Consider the following 16,484-nt stretch of genomic DNA (forward strand, 5'->3'; position numbering starts at 1 on the left):
TGCTCTTTACAGATAAACGATCAGCCCCACACCCAGCACGATCAGCCCGAACTTGGTGACGTAGTAGAGCTGGCGGTTCCAGGCCTTGAAACGGCGGCGGTACTGGCCGCCCAGCCAGACAAAGCGGAACAGCCGGTTGATCATGCCGGTCTGGTCATGCTCGTCATTGGGCGAGCTGGCCGCGGTCATGACCTTGCGGCCCATCCAGTGGTTGAACTTCATCGCCCAGCCGTAGCGCATCGGACGCTCGATATCGCAGAACAGGATCAGGCGGTTGGCGTCGCTGCGGTTCTCGGCCCAGTGCAGGTAGGTTTCATCGAAGACCACGCCCTCGCCGTCGCGCCAGCTGTGGCGCTCGCCGTCCACTTCGATAAAGCAACGGTCGTCGTTCGGCGTGGCCAGGCCCAGGTGATAGCGCAGCGAGCCGGCAAACGGGTCACGGTGCGGATTGAGCTTGCCGCCCGGCGGCAGCTCGGCAAACATTGCCGCCTTGACCGTGGGCAGCTCGCGCAGCAGCGCCACGGTCTTGGGGCAGAACTGCTCGGCCGACGGATGCTGGGCCTCATACCACTTCAGGTAGAAACGCTTCCAGCCATACTTGAAGAAGGAGTTGAAGCCGGCGTCGTCGTTCTTGTCCGCGGCCTTGATCTTGCGCATCGCGGCCAGCGCCAGGCCTTCGTCGCGGATCTCGGGCCAGGCGGCGCGCAGCTTTTCCAGATCAGGGAAGTTATTGACCGGAATATACGGCGTGCGGGGCACGCCCGAGAACGCGTACATGAAGCAGTTGATCGGCGCCACCAGGGCCGAATGGTCCAGCAGCTGGCGCCAGATGCGCAGGCGCACCTTGCCGCGGAAGTGCACATACAGGATGGCACCGAGGTAGCCCGCGACGATTATCCACTTGATCACCGAAATCCTCCTGGTCAGCCGCCTCCGCCGCGGGTCGTGCCGCGGACCGGCTGGGTGAAAACCAGTATTTTAGCGAAACGGCGGTGGCACCGCAGCTTGAGCCTGCTGCAGCACATGGCCCGCCGCCGGGGCAGGCGCCGGGCGGGGAGCGTTCAGGCGTCGCCGCGTGACTGGCGCGCGATGCGGTCGATCAGCGCCTGGGCGTCTTCGGGCATGCCCTGCAGCGTCAGCAGGCGCGCGTTGAGCACCAGGTTTTCCAGCACCAGCTTGGCGGTCGAGGCCCACATCGTGGCCAACAGTGCCTCGACCGGCAAGCCCGACGCCTCCATCTCGCTGGAACGCTCGGCGATCAGCCGGCACGCCAGCCGGCGCAGCGCGGCGTCATCGAAGGGCAGGTCGGCGTAGTCGATCGGATCTTCCTTCTCGACTTCCGTCATCAGTTGCAGCAGGGTGTCTTCAGTCATGGGGCTGACTCCTGGCAAGGCCCGGCAAACTATCTGCAACAGAAGCTAATGCAGCGCACAGCGGCTTGTCAATCGACCGGCCGCTGCGGCAGGCGGGAGGGCAAGGCGCTCAGAGCGCCGGCGGCTGGCGGCGGAAGCCGACGCCGAAGCGGTTCCAGGCATTGATGGCCGAGATCAGCAGGGTCAGGTCGGCCATTTCCTTTTCCGAGAACTGCTCGCGCAAGGCCTGGTAGTCCGCATCCGGCGCCTGGCTTTGCGGCAGCAGCGTCAGCGCCTCGGTCCAGGCCAGCGCGGCGCGCTCGCGCGGGGTGAACCAGCTCACTTCACGCCAGGCCGGCAGCAGGTTCAGGCGGCGCTCGCTTTCGCCGTGCTTGCGCGCATCGGTCAGGTGCATGTCCAGGCAGAACGCGCAGCTGTTGATCTGCGAGGCGCGGATCTTCACCAGTTCCTTCAGCGTGGTCTCCAGCGAGCAGCGCGCCAGGTAGATCTCGACGCCGACCATTGCCTTGTAGGCATCAGGGGCCACGTCTTGCCAGTTCATGCGTTCTTCCATGATCGGTCTCCGATTTGACAGGTTGGATTTGGCGGGCATTGGTGTCGCGCCCGTCGGGATGAAAGATAGACGCATGGATTGGCTCCGTACACCGCCAATTTCCGGCAGAATTGGTAGACCAATTTCCGGTAGCGACCTGTCCTCATGGAACTGCACCTCTCCCTGGACCACGGCAGCGACCTGACCGCGCAGATCGTCCACCAGATCCGCGATGCCATCCAGGGCGGCCGCCTGGAAGCCGGTGAGCGCATGCCGCCCTCGCGCCTGCTCGGCACGCAGCTGGGCGTGGCGCGCAAGACCGTGACCACGGCCTATGAACGGCTGGTGGCCGAAGGCTGGCTGCACGCACGCGTGGGTGACGGCACCTATGTGGCCGAAGGGCTGGCACGCCCGGTGCTGCGCTCGACGGCGGCGCCGGTGCTGCCGCCCGCGGTGCAGCGCTGGATGGCCGTGCCCACGCCGTTCCTGGGTCCCGCGGGCGGCGCGCGCTATGCCTTCCAGCCGGGCCAGGCCGATACCACGCGCTTTCCGCACGAAGCCTGGTCGCGCTGCGTGCGCGCCGCGCTGGCCGCCGAGCGCGTGCGCCCGCCCGGTCCGGCCGATCCGGCCGGCGAGATGGCGCTGCGGCAGGCCATTGCGCGCCATATCGCCTTCACGCGTGGCGTGCAGAGCGCGCCGACCGACATCCTGGTCACCAGCGGCGCGCAGCAGGGCATCGACCTGCTGGCGCGGCTGATGCTCGGGCCGGGCGCGGTGGTGGCGATGGAGGATCCCGGCTACCCGATGGCGCGCGCGTTGTTCCTGGGCCTGGGCGCACGGGTGGTGCCGGTGCCGGTCGACAGCGAAGGACTGGTGGTGGCGTCCCTGCCCAACGAGGCCACGCTGGTCTACGTCACGCCCTCGCACCAGTCGCCACTGGGCGTGCCGATGAGCCTGGCGCGCCGCCAGGCCTTGCTCGACTGGGCGGCGCGCCGCCATGCGGTGATCCTGGAAGACGACTACGACAGTGAATTCCGCTACGGCGGCCAGGCGCTGGACGCACTGCAGACGCTGGACCGGCATGGCCGCGTGGCCTACCTCGGCACGTTCTCGAAGACGCTGGCGGCAAACCTGCGCGGCGGCTACGTGGTGGTGCCGCCCTGGCTGATGCCGGCCGCGCGCAAGGTCAAGCACCTGATGGACTGGCACACGCCGACACTGCTCCAGCAGGCACTGGCGCGCTTCCTGTCCGAAGGGCACCTGCTGCGCCATATCCGGCGCTCGCATGCGCGCCACGCCCAGCGCCGTGGCCGGCTGCTGGCGCGGCTGCAGGGCGACCTGTCGCCGTGGCTGGAGCCGCTGCCGGCGGTCGCGGGCTTCCACCTGGCGGCGCGGCTGCGCGTGCCGGTGGCGACCGAGGCGCTGGTCTCGATGGCGCGGCTGGCCGACCTGGAACTCGCCACGCTCGATCCCTGCTATGCCAGGCCGCCCGCCACCTGTGCCGGGCTGCTGCTGGGCTTCGGCGCCATCGACCTGCTGGATATCGACCCTGCCCTCGATCGGCTGGCGATGGTACTCTCTGCACTGGCACCCGAGCCGCCGCGCCCTGCGTGATGCAGCCGGCACCGGAGCGATGCCAGGTGACGCAGGCCACGCAGGTGACAGCCCTGCGGCATGGCGCCTCAGTCATACCGGCTATCGCAATTCGCCGTGAACAAAATGGAAGGACGAAAGTCTCACTCGGACTTCCACACAACCAGAGTCGCGTTCATGACCAAGCGTTTGTTGTCCGCCATGCGTCAGTACGCATGGTTTGCAGGGGTGAAGCACCATGTCGTGCAGGGCGTCGAAGCCCTCTCGGAACTGCTCAAGTCCCCTTCCGCCGCGGCGCGCGCCGTCGCGGCCATCATTGCCGAAACCGAGCAGGGCGTGCAGGTCTGGGTCTCGTATTTCGGCAAGCCGCTGGATCCGCACACCAACTATGTGCTGTGGCCCAAGCGCGCGCTGCGTCCGGCGCGCAGGCGCATCCAGCCCTCTCCCATCGAACTGTTGCAGATGCAGCGACGGCGCGACGAATAGCCGCGCCGGATGCTGAAAGACGTCCAGCAGCGCCCCGGCGAGGGCGCCGCTGGCGCTCAGGCGTCCGCCCAGCAGCGCAGCAGGTTGTGATAGACCCCGGTCAGGCCGATCACCGATTCGTGCACCTGCCCGAGTTCCTGCGCCACCTGGCGGATGTGCCCGTCCAGCTCGAACAGCATCGCGCGCTGGCCGTCGTCGCGCACCATGCTCTGGATCCAGAAGAACGATGACACCCGCGCGCCGCGCGTGACCGGGGTTACGTGGTGGATGCTGGTGGCCGGGTACAGCACCATCTGCCCGGCCGGCAGCTTCACGCGCTGCTGGCCATAGGTGTCCTCGATCACCAGTTCGCCGCCGTCGTATTCCTCCGGTTCGGTCAGGAACAGCGTCGCCGACAGGTCACTGCGCAGGCGGAAGCTGCTGCCGCGCAGGTAGCGGATCGCGTTGTCGACATGGTTGGCAAAGGTATGGCCGCCCTCGTAGCGGTTGAACAACGGCGGATAGACCTTCAGCGGCAGCGCCGCGGAGAAAAACAGCGCATGGTTGCCAAGCGCGTCCTGGATCAGGTCGCCTACCTGGCGTGCCGCGGGCGAACCCTCGGGCAACTGCAGGTTGCGCTTGGCCAGCGCCGACTGGTAGCCCGAGGTCTCGTTGCCGTCGGCCCATGGCGCCGCATCGATGACTTCCCGGATATGCGCCACCTGCGCCTTGGACAGTACGTCGGGAATCTGCAGCATCATGATGGCAACCGTATCGGGATAAGTCGGGCAGGCGCTCATTGTATGGGAATCCCGGCACAAACAATAACAAGAATCATTACTGTTTGATCCCGGGCAGACGGCGCCTTCACTACAATGGTTTGAGCATTCCCGTCATCGACAAGGAGAAGACATGTCCGAACCGCTACACGACGAAGCGCTGGTCAATCTCTACCTGGAACGCATCTCGGCCCTCTCGGTCAGCGCCTTCGATGGTGCCGACGTCAGCGGCGAGCTCGATGCGATGATGCGCGAAGCCGTGACCAGGTGCCAGGCTGCCGGCGGGCCGCAGGCACAAGGCACACTGACCGTGCTGGCCGCGCGGCTGCGCGACCGTGCCGAAGCTGCCGAGCGTGAAGACCAGCCTTTGGTGCGCGATACATTCAGGCGTGCGGCGAACCTTGTGCCGGCGTAACGACCAGGCGCACGAGCGCTGCAATACCACGCCTTGACACGTCGCGGTTCATATCGGAGCACAGAGAAAGTCAGGCCGGATGGCCTTGAGAACAACGCCGTGAAGGACTGCGGCGAATGCCGCGGATGACAGATGTCAGGCGTTGGTTGCGGGGGCAGGACTTGAACCTGCGACCTTCGGGTTATGAGCCCGACGAGCTGCCAACTGCTCCACCCCGCGTCTGAAGGAAACGGATTATGGGTGATACATGGGCTCATGGCAAGCACTATTTTGCCTGCGCATGAAATTATTCGTTTCCGAACGCCGCTGCCATGCGCTGCGCTTCGGCTTGCCGTCAGGTTCGTACGCTGCCAGCACGGTCTTGGCGTAACGATAGATCACGGCATGATATAAAGCGTTGCGCCAATCGCAGTAGCCCGCAGCGCGCTATTCCACTGGCCCGAGCAGGCGATCGACCAAGGCATAGCCGGCACCGAATGCGGCTACCTCCGCCGCATGGCGCGTGGCAAACTGCTGGGGGCCGCTGGCGAGCAATTCGGTGTCGCCTGCGTCCGCAGGGTCCGCGCCTTCCTGCGACACGCGCACTTCGTAGCCCCAACGGCCGATGCTGCTCTGCCCTTGCGGCGACACCAGGACATAGACATCCATGCCGCGATACTCCTCGACGCGCCATTCGTTTTCCATGCGCTCAGCTCCCCGGGTTGGTGTTGTGCCTGAATCGAGCCTAGGAGGCCGCACGCGCGACCGCAAGCCGTGACGCAGCAATCGCGGGCATGGCGCAAGCGAAACAGGAGGGCAAGGAAGGAAAGCGAGGCTGGAATGCATCCGCGGCGCGCGGACCGACGGCCGGCAAGAGCAAGCGTAAAGCGTGGACGGAAACGAAAAAGGGCTTCCGTTTCCGGAAGCCCTTTTTCTTTCTGCATAGGTGGCGCGGCTGGCAGGATTCGAACCCACGACCCCTTGGTTCGTAGCCAAGTACTCTATCCAACTGAGCTACAGCCGCACTCGAGAAAAAGATTATAACCGAGTTTTTGTTTTTGTGAAGCCCCCTCTCAACTTTTTTGTGATCTTTCTCTGGGAAGGGTCGAAGCGGACGTCCGCCGGCGCAGCCTGCCTGTGGTGTTTTCCTATAATGGCAGACTGAAGAAGTGATTCGGACCATGAACAAGGCATTTGTCAAAGAGCCCTCTGGCGACGAGGACGACGATCTCCCTGAAGGCGCAGCCCCGCTGCCTCCCGGCACCAAGAACTACATCACCGCTGAAGGCTACGAGCGCCTGCGCACTGAGCTGATGCAGCTGATCGATGTCGACCGGCCCGACGTGGTGCAGATCGTCTCGTGGGCGGCGTCCAACGGCGACCGCTCGGAGAATGGTGACTATCTCTATGGCAAGAAGCGCCTGCGCGAGATCGACCGCCGCATCCGCTTCCTGACGCGGCGCCTGGACAAGGCCGAAGTGGTCGACCCGTCCCTGCAGGGCGACAACGACCAGATCTTCTTCGGCGCCACCGTCACCTACGCCCACACGTCCGGCGAGGAGACCACCATCACCATCGTCGGCATGGATGAGGTCGACCTGGACCAGAACCACGTCAGCTGGATCTCGCCGATCGCCAAGGCACTGATCAAGGCGCGCGAAGGCGATACCGTCGCGCTGCGCACGCCGGCCGGGGTCGAGCAGATCGATATCCTGGAAGTCCGCTACCCACCCCGAAAACAATAGCCTGGGGGCCGCTAATAGCCTGGAGGCCGTTTTAGGGCGGGCCTGGCCAGGCGTGCGGCCGCAGACAGTACAGGTAGTACGGCAAGTCCGCACAACGACGCCAGGGCCGTCCTGAAACGGCCTCCTAGGTGTCGTTGCGGTCGCGGAAGATGCGGATGACGTCGGGGTTGCGGCGCAGCCCGCGCATCACGTTGGCCAGATGCAGGCGGTTCTGCACCTGGATGATGAACTGCATATAGGTCGCTTCCTGGTGGCCGGCGTCCTGCTGCTCCATGGCCACGTGCGCCACGTTGGCGTCGGCCGCGGTCAGGTCTGCGGCCACGCGCGCGACGATGCCCTTGACGTTGCGCACCATCACCTTGATCGACACATCGAAGGCGCGCGTGATCTTCTTGGCCCACATCACGTCGATCCAGTGCTCCGGATCCTTGCTGTGCAGGCGCTTGGCCACCTTGCAGTCCTGCACGTGGATCTGCAGCCCTTCGCCCTTGCCCAGGTAGCCGACGATCGAATCGCCCGGGATCGGGCGGCAGCATGCCGAGAAGATCATCGACATGCCTTCGTCGCCGGTGATCGGCACCGCCGGGGCTTCTTCGCCGGCAAAGGTCTGCACCGCCGCCAGCAGCGCGCTGTCGACATCGCCCGACAGCTCCTGCAGCAGGATCTCCATGCGCTTGGCCACCACCGCCGGCACGCGCCGGCCCAGCGCCAGGTCGGCGAAGATGTCTTCGCGATGCTTGTTGCCGGTCCACTGGATCATGCGGTCCCAGACAGACTGCGGCACGGCCTTGAGCTCGATGCCGAGCTGGCGCGCCGACTGCTCCAGCAGGCGCTCGCCAAGCTGGATGGCCTCGTCGAGCTTGGTGGTCTTCAGGTAGTGGCGGATCGCCGCGCGCGCCTTGCCGGTGCGCACGAACGACAGCCATGCCGGGTTGGGCTTGGAGTACGGCGCCGTCACCACCTCGACGATATCGCCGCTCTTGAGCTCGGTGCGCAGCGGCAGGAGCTCGTTGTTGATCTTGACCGCCACGCACTGGTTGCCCAGGTCGCTGTGTACGGCGTAGGCAAAGTCCAGCGCGGTGGCGCCGCGCGGCAGCGCGCGGATATGGCCCTTGGGCGTGAACACGTAGACCGCATCCGGGAACAGGTCGATCTTGACGTGCTCCAGGAACTCCTGCGAATCGCCGGTCTGGCTCTGGATATCGAGCAGCGACTGCAGCCACTGGTGCGCCTGCTGCTGGATATCGTTGGCGTGGTCGGCCTGGTGCTTGTACATCCAGTGCGCGGCCACCCCCGCCTCGGCGATCTGGTGCATGCCGCGCGTGCGGATCTGGAACTCCACCGGCGTGCCGAACGGGCCCACCAGCGTGGTATGCAGCGACTGGTAGCCGTTGATCTTGGGAATCGCGATGTAGTCCTTGAACTTGCCCGGCATGGGCTTGTACAGGCCATGCAGCGCGCCCATCGCCATATAGCAGTGCATCTGCGTTTCCACCACCACGCGGAAACCGTACACGTCCAGCACCTGCGAGAACGACAGCTGCTTGTCGTGCATCTTGCGGTAGATGCTGTAGAGCGTTTTCTCGCGCCCGGACAGCTCGGCCACGATGCCGGCGTCGGCCAGCGCCGTCTGCGCGGCCTCCAGGATGCGCTTGACCACCTCGCGGCGGTTGCCGCGCGCGGCCTTGACAGCTTTCTCCAGCGTCGCGTAACGGAACGGCGAGCCGACCTTGAAGGACAGCTCCTGCAGTTCGCGGTAGATCGTGTTGAGACCGAGACGGTGCGCGATCGGCGCATAGATCTCCATGGTCTCCAGTGCGATGCGGCGGCGTTTCTCCGGGGGCACGAAGTCGAGCGTGCGCATGTTGTGCGTACGGTCGGCCAGCTTCACCAGGATCACGCGCACGTCGCGCGCCATCGCCAGCAGCATCTTGCGGAAGCTCTCAGCCTGCGCCTGCTCGCGGCTCTGGAATTCGAGCTTGTCCAGCTTGGTGAGGCCATCGACCAGTTCGGAGACCTTGGGGCCGAATTTCTCGGCCAGCTCGCTCTTGGTGATGCCCTGGTCTTCCATCACGTCATGCAGCAGCGCCGCCATGATGGACTGCACATCCAGCTTCCAGTCCGCGCACAGCTCGGCCACCGCCACCGGATGGGTAATGTAGGGCTCGCCGCTCTGGCGGTACTGGCCCAGGTGGGCCTCGTCCGAGAACTGGAAGGCCTCGCGCACGCGCGCCAGGTCGGGCGCCTTCAGGTACGCGAGTTTCTCCATCAGCCGGGTGATGGAGATGACCTGCTGGCGCGGCGGCACCGCCGGCTGCGAGGTCGGGCCGAAGAAGTGCCGGTATGACTGCGCCAGCACAGCATCGATAAACAGGCTGTCAGCTGTCGGCGGCGCCACTTCCTGCACCGCACTCAGTTCATCGTGCGCGGCCGTGCCCCTGGCCTTGCCCGGCGCCAGCGCGGGCGCGACGGCGCGCTCGCCGACGACATCGTCGCCGAGCGGATCGGGAAGATTGGGAGCGCCGGTGCGCGCGTTCACGGAAGACTGGCCCGGAATGGTGCGCTTACGCGCCGTGGGCGGAGCCGCATCGCCAGGCACCGGCGCCACGGCAGTCGGCGACGGCTGGGAGGGAGGCTTGGAGGGCGAATACGGCGAAGGCATGGCGGCGGCCCGTGGGATCCGGCTGGGGAGCCTGGAAATGTGCTGGCACGATGCAAGGATGAGCCATGGGCCGCCTGGTCAATCAGGTCGGGACCTTTTTCAGCATCTCGATGCCGACCTGGCCCGACGCGATCTCGCGCAGTGCCACCACGGTCGGCTTGTCCTTCGCTTCGACCTTGGGCGTGTGGCCCTGCACCAGCTGGCGCGCACGGTACGTGGCCGCCAGCGCGAGCTCGAAACGATTCGGAATGTGTTTCAGACAATCTTCGACGGTAATACGCGCCATATCAAATCCACCTTGGGACAAAACCTTACATTGGTTTGCTATTTTACAGCACGCGGCGGGAAACGCTGGCGGCGCCCCCCGCGGCTGTCATCCGCATGGCATCCGCTCAGTGGATGCCCAGCTCGATAAACAGCTCCGTATGCCGCGCCTTCTGCGAGGAAAACCGCAGCCGCGTGGCGCTGATCACGTTGCGCAGCTGTTCCAGCGCATCGTTGAAGACCTCGTTGATGATGACGTAATCCGACTCCGAGGCGTGGGCCATTTCACTGCCCGCGGCCAGCAGCCGGCGCACGATCACGTTGGGCTCGTCCTGGCCGCGCTTTTTCAGGCGCTCTTCCAGCGCGGTCAGCGACGGCGGCAGGATGAAGATCTCCACCGCGTTGGAAAAGCGCTGGTGCACCTGCTGCGCGCCCTGCCAGTCGATCTCCAGCAGCACGTCGTTGCCCTGCGCCATCTGCTGCTCGATCCACACGCGCGAGGTCGCGTAGTAGTTGCCGTGGACCTCGGCCCATTCCAGGAAGTCGCCGCGGTCACGCGCGGCGCGGAATGCATCGACCGTGACGAAGTGGTATTCGCGCCCGTCCTGCTCGCCCGGACGCGGCGCGCGCGTGGTGTGCGAGATCGACAGGCGGATGGCCTGGTCCTGCGCCAGCAGCGCGTTGACCAGCGTCGACTTGCCGGCTCCCGATGGTGCCACCACCATGAAGAGGTTGCCGGGATAGACGGTATCGATGGCCGTACGGGGAACGGCTTGAGACGTTTGGCTCATGATGATTCTTGTAACAGTCTTACTCTAGATTCTGGACCTGCTCGCGCATCTGCTCGATCAGCAGCTTGAGCTCCATCGAGGCATCGGCCAGTTCCTTGGCGGCGGCCTTGGAGCCCAGCGTGTTGGCCTCGCGGTTGAGCTCCTGCATCATGAAGTCCAGGCGCTTGCCGACCTGGCCGCCCTTCTTCAGGATATGGCGCGTTTCGTTCAGGTGTGCCTGCAGCCGCGACAGTTCTTCCGCGATGTCGATGCGGATGCCGTAGACGGTGGCTTCCTGGCGGATGCGCTCGGCGATCTCGTCGCGGCTCATCGACGGCATGCCGCTGGGCGCGGCCAGGTTGAAGGCCTCCTGCAGGCGCTCGGTCAGCTTTTCCTGGTGATGCGCGATCAGCTGCGGAATGGTCGGGGTCAGGCGCTCGACGATGGCCAGCATGGCGTCGATGCGCTCCACCAGCGTGGCCTTGAGCGCATCGCCTTCGCGGCGGCGCGCTTCCAGCAGCTGGTCAAGCGCCTCGCGGGCGGCGCCCAGCACGGCTTCGCGCAGGGCCTCCTGCGACAGTTCCGGCTCGACCAGCACGCCCGGCCAGCGCAGGATCTCGCCCATGCGCAGGGTGCCGGCACTGGGAAAGGTGCCGGCAACGGTGGTTTCCAGCGCGCGGATCTGGGCCAGCAGGCCGTCGTTCAGCGCCAGGGTGGCGCCGCCGGCGTCGGTGCGCTGCAGGTTGATGCGGCATTCCAGCTTGCCGCGCGACAGCTCGGCCATCAGCATCTCGCGCAGGGCCGGCTCGAAGGCGCGGCACTCTTCCGGGGCCCGGAACAACAGGTCGAGGAAACGCGAATTGACAGTGCGGAACTCCACCGAAACGGACGCGGTGCGCCCGCTGGGCTCGCCCTGCGCGTTGGTCAATGGCGCCTGGCGCGTCGCCAGGCCATAGCCCGTCATGCTGTGGATCATTGAATATTCTCGTGAATGGCGCCGGGGTCCCTGAAGCAGGCCGCTGGCTACCCGGGGGACGCCCGCCTCGAGCGCCCCGCAGCGGGATCCCGGGGGCGCCCTCAAAACGTTGAAAGGCGGGCAACAATGCCCGTATTTGTGTTCTTTACAAGTGACCGATTAGCCCGGACAATCCGGAGGCAAATCCGGTCCCTATTCCCATGACAGAGCCAAAGGGCACGACACAACCGAAGAGTGCACCGCTGCCCGTCGGCACGCTGTTGTCCAACTATCGTATTGTAAAGAAGTTGGCCAGCGGGGGGTTCAGTTTCGTCTACCTGGCCACCGACGAAACCGGCGCGCCGGTTGCCATCAAGGAATACCTGCCGTCGTCGCTGGCGCGGCGCAACCCGGGCGAACTGATCCCCGTGGTGCCCGAGGAAAACGCCGCCGCGTTCCGGCTGGGCCTGAAATACTTCTTCGAAGAGGGCCGCTCGCTGGCCCGCATCTCCCATCCCAGCGTAGTGCGCGTGGTGAACTTCTTCCGCGAGAATTCCACCGTCTACATGGTGATGAACTACGAGCTGGGCAAGACGCTGCAGGAGCACGTGCTGGCGGCCCGGCAGCAGGGCCGTGCCAAGGTGCTGCGCGAGCATTTCATCCGCAAGGTCTTCCACGACCTGATGAGCGGGCTGCGCGAAGTGCATATCCACAAGCTGCTGCACCTGGACATCAAGCCCGGCAACATCTACCTGCGCGAGGACGAGTCCCCGATCCTGCTCGATTTCGGCGCTGCGCGGCAGACCCTGACCATGGAAGCGGCGCGCTTCCAGCCGATGTACACACCCGGCTTTGCCGCGCCCGAGCTCTACGGCAAGCATTCCGACCTGGGCCCGTGGACCGACATCTACAGCCTGGGCGCGACGCTCTATGCCTGCATGGCCGGCATGCCGCCGCAGGAGGCCAACCAGCGCGAAAAAGACGACCGCATGGGCGAAGCGGTGGTGCGGCTGCGCAGCAGCTATACCAACGGCCTCGTGGACCTGGTTGAATGGTGCCTGCGGCTGGCGCCGTCCGGACGGCCGCAAAGCGTCTTCCGGCTGCAGAAAGAGCTGCGCGAGCAGACCAACGCCCTGGGCGAACAGGCGCTGGCGCCGCAGACGCAAGCCCCGGCTCCGGCCCCGGCCCCGGCGGAAAAGTCCGCGATAACATCGCGCTTCCTGACGCTGCTGCGCCGGCGTGACGATGCCACCCCCGGCGCAAGCGCCGACTGAATCACAAATCTGGCCACCCTGTTGCGGCCAGCCCACTGAATTACCTGAAAGCCAAAGCCAACATGCGATTCTCCGTCTACCAGGAAAGCAGGAAAGGCGGCCGCCGCGTCAACCAGGACCGCATGGGCTATTGCTTCACGCGCGACGCACTGCTGATGGTGCTGGCCGACGGCCTCGGCGGCCACGCCCACGGCGAAGTCGCCGCGCAGCAGGCACTGCAGACGCTGGCGCGCCAGTTCCAGGTGCAGGCGCGGCCCACGGTGCGCAACCCGGCCGAGTTCCTGCAGGACACCATCATGCTGGCGCACCGCGAGATCCACCGCTATGCCGAAGCCAACCAGATGGCCGACGTACCGCGCACCACGGTGGTCTGCTGCCTGGTGCAGCACGGCCAGATCTACTGGGCCCACGCCGGCGATTCGCGCTACTACCTGCTGCGCAAGGGTCGGCTGCTGACGCGCACGCGCGACCACTCCAAAATCGAGAACCTGCTGCAGCAGGAGCGCGTGCTGCCGATGCACGTGGCCAACCACCCCGAACGCAACAAGCTCTACAACTGCCTGGGCTCGCCCAACCTGCCGCTGATCGACCTGGGCGGGCCGGTGCCGCTGGAGCCGGGCGACGTGGTCCTGCTCTGCTCCGACGGCCTGTGGGGCGTGCTGGAAGAGCCGGTGCTGGTCGACAAGCTGTCGCGCCTGTCGGTGGTGCAGGCAGTGCCGGCGCTGATCGACCTGGCGCTGCAGAGCGCCGGCGAAGGTGCCGACAACACCACCGGCATTGCCATGATGTGGGAGCTGGACAACAACGCCGCGGGACAGGATGCGGTGCTGACCGACACCCTGCCGCTGAACGCCTTCACCACCTCGATCCTGGAGCGCACCGGCTCGGAAAACGACCTGCTGTCCGAAGAGGAGATCGAGCGCTCGATCGCCGAGATCCGCGCCGCCATCGACAAGACCAGCAACCTGATGCGGTAATGCGCCGCCCCCGGCACCCGCCGGGGCGGCAATACAGCGCGCATGGGCTGGCAGCGGTAGAATCGCGGTCTCCCCCCAATCCGGACAAACCATCCCATGCGACCCAGCGGCCGCGCAGCCGATGCGCTGCGTTCCATCAGCCTTACCCGCCACTACACCCGTCACGCCGAAGGCTCCGTCCTGTGTGCCTTTGGCGATACCAAGGTGCTCTGCACCGCCAGCGTGCTGGCCAAGGTGCCGCCGCACAAGAAGGGCAGCGGCGAGGGCTGGGTCACGGCCGAATACGGCATGCTGCCGCGCGCCACGCACACCCGCTCGGACCGCGAGGCCGCGCGCGGCAAGCAGACCGGCCGCACCCAGGAAATCCAGCGCCTGATCGGCCGCGCCATGCGCTCGGTGTTCGACCTGGCGGCGCTGGGCGAATACACCATCCACCTGGACTGCGACGTGCTGCAGGCCGACGGCGGGACCCGCACCGCGGCCATCACCGGCGCCTTTGTCGCCGCCCATGACGCGGTCTCGACCATGCTGCGCGACGGCCTGATCGCCGCCAGCCCGATCCGCGACCACGTTGCCGCGGTCTCGGTCGGCATGGTCGACGGCGTGCCGGTGCTGGACCTGGACTACGCCGAGGACAGCAACTGCGACACCGACATGAACGTGGTCATGACCGGCAGCGGCGGCTTTGTCGAAGTCCAGGGCACCGCCGAAGGCGCCCCCTTCAGCCGCGCCGACCTGGACGCCATGACGCGCCTGGCCGAAGCCGGGATCGCCCGCCTGGTGCGGCACCAGCGCGAAGCGCTCGGCCTGGCCTGAGGAACGGGAAGCACGATGCAACGCCTGGTACTGGCCTCCAACAACCCCGGCAAGCTGCGCGAGTTCGGCGCACTGCTGTCACCGCTCGGCTTTGACGTGGTGACCCAGGGCGAACTGGGCATCCCCGAGGCCGAAGAGCCCTTTGCCACCTTTGTCGAAAATGCGCTGGCCAAGGCCCGCCAGGCCAGCCGGCTGGCCGGGCTGCCCGCGCTGGCGGACGACTCCGGCATCTGCGTGCAGGCGCTGGGCGGCGCGCCCGGCGTCTATTCGGCGCGCTATGCGCAGATGGCGGGCCAGGCCAAGTCGGATGCCGCCAACAATGCGCACCTGGTCTCGCAACTGGCCGGCAAGCTGAACCGCCACGCGCACTACTACTGCGTGCTGGTGTTCGTGCGCCATGCCGAGGACCCCTGCCCGATCATTGCCGAAGGCCTCTGGCACGGCGAGGTCGTCGACGCGCCGCGCGGCGCGGGCGGCTTTGGCTACGACCCGCACTTCCTGCTGCCGCGGCTGGGCAGGACTGCCGCCGAGCTGTCGCCCGACGAGAAGAACACGGTCAGCCACCGCGCCCATGCGCTGCGCGCGCTGGTGGCACGGCTGCAGGCCGACGCCGCGGAATCCGCCACCCGATGATCCCGATCGTACCGGTTTCCGCGTCCGTGCCCGTGGACAGCAAGCAGCTCTGGCTCAAGCCCGGGCAGATCAGCCTGCCCGGCTCGCCGCCGCTGTCGCTGTACGTGCATATCCCGTGGTGCGTGCGCAAGTGCCCGTATTGCGATTTCAACTCGCACGCCGCACCCGGCGCCGACAACCACGAGATCCCGGAAGACATCTACCTGGACGCGCTGCGCGCGGACCTGGAGCAGTCGTTGCCGCTGGTTTGGGGCCGGCCCGTGCACACGGTATTTATCGGCGGCGGCACGCCCAGCCTGCTGTCGGCGGCAGGCATGGACCGGCTGCTGTCGGATATCCGCGCGCTGCTGCCGCTGGATGCCGATGCCGAGATCACGATGGAGGCCAACCCCGGCACCTTCGAGGCCGACAAGTTCGCCAGCTACCGCGCCAGCGGCATCAACCGGCTGTCGATTGGCATCCAGAGCTTCAACGACCGCCACCTGCAGGCGCTGGGGCGCATCCACGGCGGCGCCGAAGCCCGCAAGGCCATCGACATCGCCCAGGCCAGCTTCGACAACATCAACCTGGACCTGATGTACGCCCTGCCCGGCCAGACGCTGGACGAATGCCGGCAGGATGTGGAAACCGCGCTGTCGTACGGCACCGCGCACCTGTCGCTGTACCACCTGACGCTGGAGCCAAACACGCTGTTCGCGAAATTCCCGCCGGCGCTGCCGGACGACGACAGCGCGTACGAAATGCAGGACTGGATCGAAGCGCGCACCGCCGAGGCGGGCTACCGGCATTACGAGACCTCGGCCTATGCCAGGCCGCATCGCGAGGCGCGCCATAACCTGAACTACTGGCGCTTCGGCGACTACCTCGGCATCGGCGCCGGCGCGCACGGCAAGCTGTCGTTCCCGCATCGGATCCTGCGCCAGATGCGGCACAAGCATCCGGCCACCTACATGGAGCAGGCACTGGCCGGCAATGCCGTGCAGGAAGCGCGCGATGTCGGCGCCGACGAACTGCCGTTCGAGTTCATGCTCAATGCGCTGCGCCTGACCGACGGCGTACCGGCATCGAGCTTCCACGACTACACCGGGCTGCCGCTGCATACCATCAGCAAGCAGCTGGCCGAGGCGGAAAAAAAGGGGCTGCTGGAAGCGGACCTGACTACCATCCGCCCGACCGAGCTGGGCCGGCGCTTTCTCAACGACCTGCAGGAAATGTTCCTGAAGGACTGAGGATGCGATGGCCGGCCGTCATG

General features: G+C 66.2%; 18 protein-coding genes and 2 tRNA genes. 9 read left to right on the top strand and 11 right to left on the bottom strand.

What is annotated here, in order from left to right:
• Positions 1-6: 6 nt before the first annotated feature.
• From lpxO to ACZ5MJ_RS13660, 3 genes are all read right to left on the bottom strand, one after another.
• Positions 7-909, bottom strand: coding sequence for a lipid A hydroxylase LpxO (gene lpxO / locus ACZ5MJ_RS13650; RefSeq protein WP_464219978.1), 903 nt, complete (start codon positions 907-909; stop codon positions 7-9).
• A 152-nt stretch (positions 910-1,061) separates the two neighbouring features.
• Positions 1,062-1,373: a hypothetical protein gene (locus tag ACZ5MJ_RS13655; protein WP_464219979.1), complete on the bottom strand. Its 312-nt coding sequence runs from the start codon at positions 1,371-1,373 to the stop codon at positions 1,062-1,064.
• A 109-nt stretch (positions 1,374-1,482) separates the two neighbouring features.
• Positions 1,483-1,926 (bottom strand): carboxymuconolactone decarboxylase family protein, encoded by a 444-nt coding sequence (locus tag ACZ5MJ_RS13660; protein WP_464219981.1) that lies wholly within the window; start codon positions 1,924-1,926, stop codon positions 1,483-1,485.
• Positions 1,927-2,070: 144 nt separating this feature from the next.
• On the opposite strand from ACZ5MJ_RS13660, the gene pdxR reads away from it, so the two are divergent.
• Together pdxR and ACZ5MJ_RS13670 are read left to right on the top strand one after the other, a co-directional pair.
• Positions 2,071-3,519 (top strand): MocR-like pyridoxine biosynthesis transcription factor PdxR, encoded by a 1,449-nt coding sequence (pdxR, locus tag ACZ5MJ_RS13665; protein ID WP_464219982.1) that lies wholly within the window; start codon positions 2,071-2,073, stop codon positions 3,517-3,519.
• A gap of 156 nt (positions 3,520-3,675) precedes the next feature.
• Positions 3,676-3,984 (top strand): hypothetical protein, encoded by a 309-nt coding sequence (locus ACZ5MJ_RS13670; RefSeq protein WP_464219983.1) that lies wholly within the window; start codon positions 3,676-3,678, stop codon positions 3,982-3,984.
• A 56-nt stretch (positions 3,985-4,040) separates the two neighbouring features.
• Here the strand turns inward: ACZ5MJ_RS13670 and ACZ5MJ_RS13675 are convergent, their stop codons facing one another.
• A complete protein-coding gene (locus ACZ5MJ_RS13675; protein WP_464223721.1) occupies positions 4,041-4,724 on the bottom strand; it encodes a Fe2+-dependent dioxygenase in 684 nt (227 codons plus the stop codon).
• Between the two features lie 151 nt (positions 4,725-4,875).
• On the opposite strand from ACZ5MJ_RS13675, the gene ACZ5MJ_RS13680 reads away from it, so the two are divergent.
• A complete protein-coding gene (locus ACZ5MJ_RS13680; RefSeq protein WP_464219985.1) occupies positions 4,876-5,157 on the top strand; it encodes a hypothetical protein in 282 nt (93 codons plus the stop codon).
• A 143-nt stretch (positions 5,158-5,300) separates the two neighbouring features.
• On the opposite strand, the gene ACZ5MJ_RS13685 is transcribed toward ACZ5MJ_RS13680, so the two are convergent.
• The 3 genes from ACZ5MJ_RS13685 to ACZ5MJ_RS13695 form a co-directional block, all read right to left on the bottom strand.
• A tRNA-Met gene (locus ACZ5MJ_RS13685) sits at positions 5,301-5,376 on the bottom strand.
• A gap of 207 nt (positions 5,377-5,583) precedes the next feature.
• Positions 5,584-5,841, bottom strand: a complete 258-nt coding sequence (locus ACZ5MJ_RS13690; protein ID WP_464219986.1) for a hypothetical protein — start codon at positions 5,839-5,841, stop codon at positions 5,584-5,586.
• A 242-nt stretch (positions 5,842-6,083) separates the two neighbouring features.
• Positions 6,084-6,160: transfer RNA gene (locus ACZ5MJ_RS13695), tRNA-Arg, on the bottom strand.
• A gap of 157 nt (positions 6,161-6,317) precedes the next feature.
• Here ACZ5MJ_RS13695 and greB point away from each other — a divergent pair.
• Complete coding sequence (greB, locus tag ACZ5MJ_RS13700; RefSeq protein ID WP_464219987.1) at positions 6,318-6,881, top strand: transcription elongation factor GreB; 564 nt, start codon at positions 6,318-6,320, stop codon at positions 6,879-6,881.
• Between the two features lie 124 nt (positions 6,882-7,005).
• Here greB and ACZ5MJ_RS13705 read toward each other — a convergent pair whose 3' ends face one another.
• From ACZ5MJ_RS13705 to ACZ5MJ_RS13720, 4 genes are all read right to left on the bottom strand, one after another.
• A complete protein-coding gene (locus ACZ5MJ_RS13705; protein WP_464219989.1) occupies positions 7,006-9,420 on the bottom strand; it encodes a RelA/SpoT family protein in 2,415 nt (804 codons plus the stop codon).
• Between the two features lie 205 nt (positions 9,421-9,625).
• Positions 9,626-9,829 (bottom strand): DNA-directed RNA polymerase subunit omega, encoded by a 204-nt coding sequence (gene rpoZ / locus ACZ5MJ_RS13710; RefSeq protein WP_006578656.1) that lies wholly within the window; start codon positions 9,827-9,829, stop codon positions 9,626-9,628.
• A gap of 106 nt (positions 9,830-9,935) precedes the next feature.
• A complete protein-coding gene (gene gmk / locus ACZ5MJ_RS13715; protein ID WP_464220003.1) occupies positions 9,936-10,598 on the bottom strand; it encodes a guanylate kinase in 663 nt (220 codons plus the stop codon).
• A gap of 19 nt (positions 10,599-10,617) precedes the next feature.
• Positions 10,618-11,553, bottom strand: a complete 936-nt coding sequence (locus tag ACZ5MJ_RS13720) for a YicC/YloC family endoribonuclease (protein ID WP_464220004.1) — start codon at positions 11,551-11,553, stop codon at positions 10,618-10,620.
• Positions 11,554-11,753: 200 nt separating this feature from the next.
• On the opposite strand from ACZ5MJ_RS13720, the gene ACZ5MJ_RS13725 reads away from it, so the two are divergent.
• From ACZ5MJ_RS13725 to hemW, 5 genes are all read left to right on the top strand, one after another.
• Positions 11,754-12,806: a serine/threonine protein kinase gene (locus ACZ5MJ_RS13725; RefSeq protein ID WP_464220005.1), complete on the top strand. Its 1,053-nt coding sequence runs from the start codon at positions 11,754-11,756 to the stop codon at positions 12,804-12,806.
• Positions 12,807-12,868: 62 nt separating this feature from the next.
• Positions 12,869-13,783, top strand: coding sequence for a PP2C family protein-serine/threonine phosphatase (locus ACZ5MJ_RS13730; protein WP_464220006.1), 915 nt, complete (start codon positions 12,869-12,871; stop codon positions 13,781-13,783).
• 96 nt (positions 13,784-13,879) lie between these two features.
• Positions 13,880-14,599: a ribonuclease PH gene (gene rph, locus ACZ5MJ_RS13735; protein ID WP_432259558.1), complete on the top strand. Its 720-nt coding sequence runs from the start codon at positions 13,880-13,882 to the stop codon at positions 14,597-14,599.
• Between the two features lie 15 nt (positions 14,600-14,614).
• Positions 14,615-15,232, top strand: coding sequence for an RdgB/HAM1 family non-canonical purine NTP pyrophosphatase (gene rdgB / locus ACZ5MJ_RS13740; RefSeq protein WP_464220007.1), 618 nt, complete (start codon positions 14,615-14,617; stop codon positions 15,230-15,232).
• Positions 15,229-16,461 carry a radical SAM family heme chaperone HemW gene (gene hemW / locus ACZ5MJ_RS13745; protein ID WP_464220009.1) on the top strand — a complete coding sequence of 411 codons (1,233 nt, stop codon included), beginning with the start codon at positions 15,229-15,231 and terminating at the stop codon, positions 16,459-16,461. The genes rdgB and hemW overlap by 4 nt, the downstream gene beginning before the upstream one ends.
• Positions 16,462-16,484: the final 23 nt, after the last annotated feature.

It is taken from the genome of Cupriavidus sp. LA-1 (assembly GCF_055385985.1).

Excerpts from the sequence above, each read along its gene's own strand:
- ACZ5MJ_RS13675 (WP_464223721.1), bottom strand. The coding sequence starts at position 4,724 with ATGATGCTGCAGATTCCCGACGTACTGTCCAAGGCGCAGGTGGCGCAT.
- ACZ5MJ_RS13690 (WP_464219986.1), bottom strand. The coding sequence starts at position 5,841 with ATGGAAAACGAATGGCGCGTCGAGGAGTATCGCGGCATGGATGTCTAT.
- ACZ5MJ_RS13720 (WP_464220004.1), bottom strand. The coding sequence starts at position 11,553 with ATGATCCACAGCATGACGGGCTATGGCCTGGCGACGCGCCAGGCGCCA.
- gmk (WP_464220003.1), bottom strand. The coding sequence starts at position 10,598 with ATGAGCCAAACGTCTCAAGCCGTTCCCCGTACGGCCATCGATACCGTC.
- ACZ5MJ_RS13670 (WP_464219983.1), top strand. The coding sequence starts at position 3,676 with ATGACCAAGCGTTTGTTGTCCGCCATGCGTCAGTACGCATGGTTTGCA.
- rdgB (WP_464220007.1), top strand. The coding sequence starts at position 14,615 with ATGCAACGCCTGGTACTGGCCTCCAACAACCCCGGCAAGCTGCGCGAG.
- ACZ5MJ_RS13660 (WP_464219981.1), bottom strand. The coding sequence starts at position 1,926 with ATGGAAGAACGCATGAACTGGCAAGACGTGGCCCCTGATGCCTACAAG.
- hemW (WP_464220009.1), top strand. The coding sequence starts at position 15,229 with ATGATCCCGATCGTACCGGTTTCCGCGTCCGTGCCCGTGGACAGCAAG.
- ACZ5MJ_RS13655 (WP_464219979.1), bottom strand. The coding sequence starts at position 1,373 with ATGACTGAAGACACCCTGCTGCAACTGATGACGGAAGTCGAGAAGGAA.
- rph (WP_432259558.1), top strand. The coding sequence starts at position 13,880 with ATGCGACCCAGCGGCCGCGCAGCCGATGCGCTGCGTTCCATCAGCCTT.
- ACZ5MJ_RS13725 (WP_464220005.1), top strand. The coding sequence starts at position 11,754 with ATGACAGAGCCAAAGGGCACGACACAACCGAAGAGTGCACCGCTGCCC.
- ACZ5MJ_RS13680 (WP_464219985.1), top strand. The coding sequence starts at position 4,876 with ATGTCCGAACCGCTACACGACGAAGCGCTGGTCAATCTCTACCTGGAA.
- rpoZ (WP_006578656.1), bottom strand. The coding sequence starts at position 9,829 with ATGGCGCGTATTACCGTCGAAGATTGTCTGAAACACATTCCGAATCGT.
- greB (WP_464219987.1), top strand. The coding sequence starts at position 6,318 with ATGAACAAGGCATTTGTCAAAGAGCCCTCTGGCGACGAGGACGACGAT.
- pdxR (WP_464219982.1), top strand. The coding sequence starts at position 2,071 with ATGGAACTGCACCTCTCCCTGGACCACGGCAGCGACCTGACCGCGCAG.
- ACZ5MJ_RS13730 (WP_464220006.1), top strand. The coding sequence starts at position 12,869 with ATGCGATTCTCCGTCTACCAGGAAAGCAGGAAAGGCGGCCGCCGCGTC.